The organism is Micromonospora sp. 4G55, assembly GCF_016803375.1.
This window is the reverse complement of the sequence record NZ_JAEVHN010000464.1, coordinates 1-4,989: the sequence shown is the minus strand read 5'-3', so window position 1 is coordinate 4,989 and position 4,989 is coordinate 1. Positions and strand designations below refer to the sequence as shown.

Sequence of the window (4,989 nt, the reverse complement as noted above, 5' to 3'; positions counted from 1 at the left end):
CCCGCCGCGTGCTCGCCGACCTCCAGACCTGGCTGGCCGACGACCGGTACGCCGCCAGCACCCTGCTGGTGCTCACCCGCGGCGCGGTCGGCCGCGACGGCGAGGACGTCACCGACCTGCCGGTCACCGGCGGCGCCGACGCGGCATCGGTGCACGACACCACCCGCCGCGTGCTCGCCGACCTCCAGACCTGGCTGGCCGACGACCGGTACGCCGCCAGCACCCTGCTGGTGCTCACCCGCGGCGCGGTCGGCCGCGACGCGAGGACGTCACCGACCTGGCCGGCGCCGCTGTCTGGGGCCTGGTCCGCTCCGCCCAGTCGGAGCACCCGGACCGGATCGTCCTCGCCGACACCGACGTCGAGGTCAGCGACGCGGTCGCGCTGGCGCCGACCCTCGTCGCCGCCGGTGAGCCGCAACTGCTGCGACGCGACGGCGACCTGCTCGCCACCCGGCTGGTCCGCGCGCCGGTCACCGGCGAGGAGCCGCCGGCGGCCGGATCGACCCGGCCGGCACCGTGCTGGTCACCGGCGCCAGCGGCACCCTCGCCGCCATCGTCGCCCGCCACCTGGTCCTCGCCCACGGCGTACGCCACCTGCTGCTGCTCAGCCGGCGCGGACCGGCCGCCCCCGACGCGGCCGAGCTGGCCGCCGAGCTGACCGGCCTCGGCGCCTCGGTCGACCAGGTCGCCTGCGACGTCACCGACTTCGACGCCCTCGCCGCCGTGCTGGCCGACGTCCCGGCCGGACGGCGCTGACCGCGGTGGTGCACACCGCCGGCGTGCTCGACGACGGCACCATCGCCTCGCTCACCCCCGAACAGCTCGACGCCGTGCTCGCCCCGAAGGTGGACGCGGCGCTGCACCTGCACGAGCTGACCCGCGAGGCGGACCTCGGCGCGTTCGTCCTGTTCGGCTCCGCGGCCGGCGTGGTAGGCGCGCCCGGGCAGGGGAACTACGCGGCGGCGAACGCGTTCCTCGCCGGCCTCGCCGCGCACCGCCGGGCCCACGGGCTCGCCGGCCAGTGCCTGGCCTGGGGTTTCTGGGCGCAGGCCACCGGCATGACCGGGCGGCTCGGCGGCGTCGACCGGGCGCGCATCTCCCGCAGCGGCATGATCGGCCTCACCGTCGACGAGGGACTGAGCCTGCTCGACGCCGCCCTGGACCGCCCCGACGCCCTGCTGCTGCCGGTCCGCTTCGACCTCGCCGCCGTACGCGCCCAGGGCGACGTGCCGGCGCTGTTCCGCACCCTGCTGCCGGTCGCCCGGCGCAGCGCCGCCGGGGTACGGGCCGACGCCGGCTCCCTGGTGGACCGGCTGCTCCGGCTGCCCGAGGCGGACCGCGAGCAGGCGCTGCTCGACCTGGTCCTGGACCGGGTGGCGCTGGTGCTCGGCTTCACCTCCGCCGCCGCCGTCGCCCCGGAACGGGCGTTCCGCGAGCTGGGCTTCGACTCGCTCACCGCGGTCGAGTTCCGCAACCGGCTCAACCAGACCCTCGGCCTGCGGCTGCCGGTCACCGCGGTCTTCGACTACCCCTCACCGGCCGGGCTGGCCCGCTTCCTGGTCGACGAGCTCTCCGGCACCGCCGCCGTGACGTCCGCCGTGGCGACGGCGAAGCCGGTCGACGAGCCCATCGCCATCGTTGCCATGAGCTGCCGCTTCCCCGGCGGGGTCAGCTCGCCTGAGGAGCTGTGGCGGCTGGTCGCCGACGGGGTGGACGCGATCGGCGACTTCCCGGCCGACCGGGGCTGGAACGTCGACCAGCTCCACGACCCCGACTTCACCACGCCGAACAGCAGCTACACCCGCTCCGGCGGCTTCCTCCACGACGCCGCCGACTTCGACCCCGCGTTCTTCGGGATCAGCCCGAACGAGGCGCTGGGCATGGACCCGCAGCAGCGGCTGCTGCTGGAGTGCGCCTGGGAGACCTTCGAGCGGGCCGGCATCGACCCGGGCACGCTCAAGGGCAGCCCCACCGGCGTCTTCGCCGGCCTGATGTACCACGACTACCCGGCCAACAGCGGCACCGGCGCGGTGGCCTCCGGCCGGGTGGCGTACGTGCTCGGCCTGGAGGGGCCGGCGGTGACCATCGACACCGCCTGCTCGTCCTCGCTGGTGGCACTGCACCTGGCCGCCCAGGCGCTGCGGTCGGGGGAGTGCGACCTGGCCCTGGCCGGCGGGGTCAGCGTGATGGCCACCCCGGAGATCTTCGTCGAGTTCAGCCGGCAGCGGGCACTGTCGCCGGACGGCCGCTGCCGCGCCTTCGCCGCCGCCGCGGCCGGCACCGGCATCGCCGAGGGCGCCGGGTTCCTGCTGGTCGAGCGGCTCTCCGACGCCCGCCGCAACGGGCACCCGGTCCTGGCGGTGGTGCGGGGCTCGGCGGTCAACCAGGACGGCGCGTCGAACGGGCTCACCGCGCCGAACGGGCCCTCGCAGCAGCGGGTGATCCGGGCCGCGCTGGCGTCGGCCGGTGTGCCGGCCGCCGAGGTGGACCTGGTCGAGGCGCACGGCACGGGTACGACCCTGGGCGACCCGATCGAGGCGCAGGCCCTGCTCGCCACGTACGGCCGGGAGCGGCCCGCCGACCGGCCCCTCTGGCTGGGTTCGGTCAAGTCGAACCTGGGCCACACCCAGGCCGCGGCCGGGGTGGCCGGGGTGATGAAGGTCGTCCTCGCCATGCGGCACGGGGCGATGCCCCGGACGCTGCACGTGGACGCGCCGTCGCCGCAGGTGGACTGGTCCGCCGGTGCGGTGGAGCTGTTGACCGAGGCGCGCCAGTGGCCGGTGAACGGCCATCCGCGCCGGGCCGGGGTGTCGTCGTTCGGCATCAGCGGCACCAACGCGCACGTCATCATCGAGCAGGCCCCCGACGACACCCCGACGCCGGCCAGCCCTGCCCCGGACACCGCCGGCCCGGTCGTGCCCTGGCTCGTGTCCGCCCGGTCGGAGGCGGCGCTGCGATCCCAGGCCGGGCAGCTCGCCGCGTACGCGGGCGAGCACCCCGACCTGCGTGACGGCGACATCGGGTGGTCCCTCGCCACCGGGCGGCCCGCTGGGAACGGCGGGCCGTCGTCCTCGGCGCCGATCGGACCGAGCTGCGGCGCGGCCTCGACGCCCTCGCGGCCGGCATGCCCGACCCGACGCTCGTGTCCGGCGTGGCCCGATCGAGTGGTCGGTTGGCGGTGCTGTTCACCGGTCAGGGCGCGCAACGCCTGGGTATGGGTCGTGAGCTGCACGCGGCGTTCCCGATGTTCGCTGCCGCCTTCGACGCGGTGGTGGCGGAGCTGGACGCGCACCTGGATCGGCCGTTGCGTGAGGTGATCTGGGGTGACGACGAGGAGCTGATCCGCCAGACCGGCTATGCGCAGGCCGGGTTGTTCGCAATCGAGGTGGCGTTGTTCCGGCTCGCGGAGTCCTGGGGCGTGCGGCCGGACTCCGTGGCCGGGCACTCGATCGGCGAGCTTGCTGCCGCGCACGTCGCCGGGGTGTTGTCGCTGGCCGATGCCGCGAAGCTGGTGGCGGCGCGGGGTCGGTTGATGCAGGCGCTGCCGGCTGGTGGGGCGATGGTCGCGGTGCAGGCGTCGGAGGAGGAGGTGCGGGCTGCCCTGGGGGGACCGGATGCCTCTTCCGCGTCCTACAGAGCTGATGACGTAAACGATTCAAGCCCCAACAGCACCGGCACCGGCGCGGACGCGGACGCGGTCGGCGGCGGTGGCGATGGCACGGTCGCCGTCCACGGCACGGGCATCCGGGTGGCAGGCGCCGGAGTGGACATCGCCGCCGTCAACGGCCCCCGGTCGGTCGTCATCTCCGGGCCGGAAGCCGCCGTGCTGCACGTGGCCGAGCACTTCGCCAAGCTGGGGCGCAAGACGACCCGCCTGCGGGTGAGTCACGCGTTCCACAGCGGGCTGACGGACCCGATGCTCGACGAGTTCCGGGCGGTCGCGGCAGAGCTGACCTACGCCGAGCCGCTAATCCCGGTCGTGTCGAACCTGACCGGCGCGGTCGCCACGATCGAGCTGACCGACCCGGACTACTGGGTCCGGCACGTTCGTGAGGCGGTCCGCTTCGCCGACGGCATCACCACCCTGCACACCGCCGGCGCGACCACCTTCCTGGAGCTCGGCCCGGATGCCGCGCTCACCCCGATGATCGAGGGCATCCTCACCGACGACGTCACCGTCGTGCCATCCCTGCGACGGGGACACGACGAGCAGCGGCAGGCACTGGCGGCCCTGGCGAGGCTGCACGTCACCGGCACCACCGTCGACTGGACCGCACTGCTCACCGGCAGCCGCGTCGAGCTGCCCACCTACCCGTTCCAGCGGCAGCGCTACTGGGCGGACGCGCGGGAGTACTGGGCCGACGCCTGGGCCGGGGCGGGCGACGGCGAGGTCGTCGCCGCCGGCCTCGCCGCGCTGCGCCACCCGCTGCTCGGCGCCGAGCTGGTCGTACCGGACTCTGGCGAGGTGGTGCTGACCGGGCGGGTCTCGCTCGCCACCCACCCGTGGCTCGCCGACCACGCCGTCGCCGGGACGGTGCTGCTGCCCGGCGCCGCCCTGGTCGAGCTGGCCGTGCACGCCGGTGACCGGGTCGGCTGCCCCCACCTGGTCGAGCTGACCCTGCAGGCGCCGCTGCCGTTGCCCGACCGCGCGGCGGTCGTGCTGCGGGTCGTCGTCGGCGGGGCGGACGAGGTGGGCAACCGTACCGTCGCCGTCTACTCCGGCGACGACGCCGAGGACACCGCCTGGACGGCGCACGCCACCGGGCTGCTCTCGGCGTCCGTACCCGCACCGGCCGCGCCGCTCGACACCTGGCCGCCGGCCGGCGCGAGCCCGCTTCCGGTGGACGACGGCTACCAGCGGCTGCTCGCCGACGGCTACGCGTACGGGCCGACGTTCCAGGGCCTGCGGGCGGCCTGGCGGCACGGCGACGAGGTGTACGCCGAGGTCGTGCTCCCCGAGCCGGCCCAGCCGGACGCCGCCCGCTTCGG

1 protein-coding gene and 2 pseudogenes are annotated in these 4,989 nt (G+C 75.5%); all 3 read left to right on the top strand.

Translation table 11 applies throughout. From position 1 onward, the window contains the following. Positions 1-28: 28 nt before the first annotated feature. A pseudogene (locus JNW89_RS39085) lies at positions 29-394 on the top strand (hypothetical protein); the annotation flags it as partial. A gap of 122 nt (positions 395-516) precedes the next feature. Beyond that, on the top strand, positions 517-756 hold the full coding sequence (locus tag JNW89_RS37840) for a KR domain-containing protein (RefSeq protein WP_309140035.1): 240 nt from the start codon (positions 517-519) through the stop codon (positions 754-756). Then, a pseudogene (locus JNW89_RS39080) lies at positions 690-4,989 on the top strand (beta-ketoacyl synthase N-terminal-like domain-containing protein); the annotation flags it as partial. The gene JNW89_RS37840 and the pseudogene JNW89_RS39080, both read left to right, overlap by 67 nt.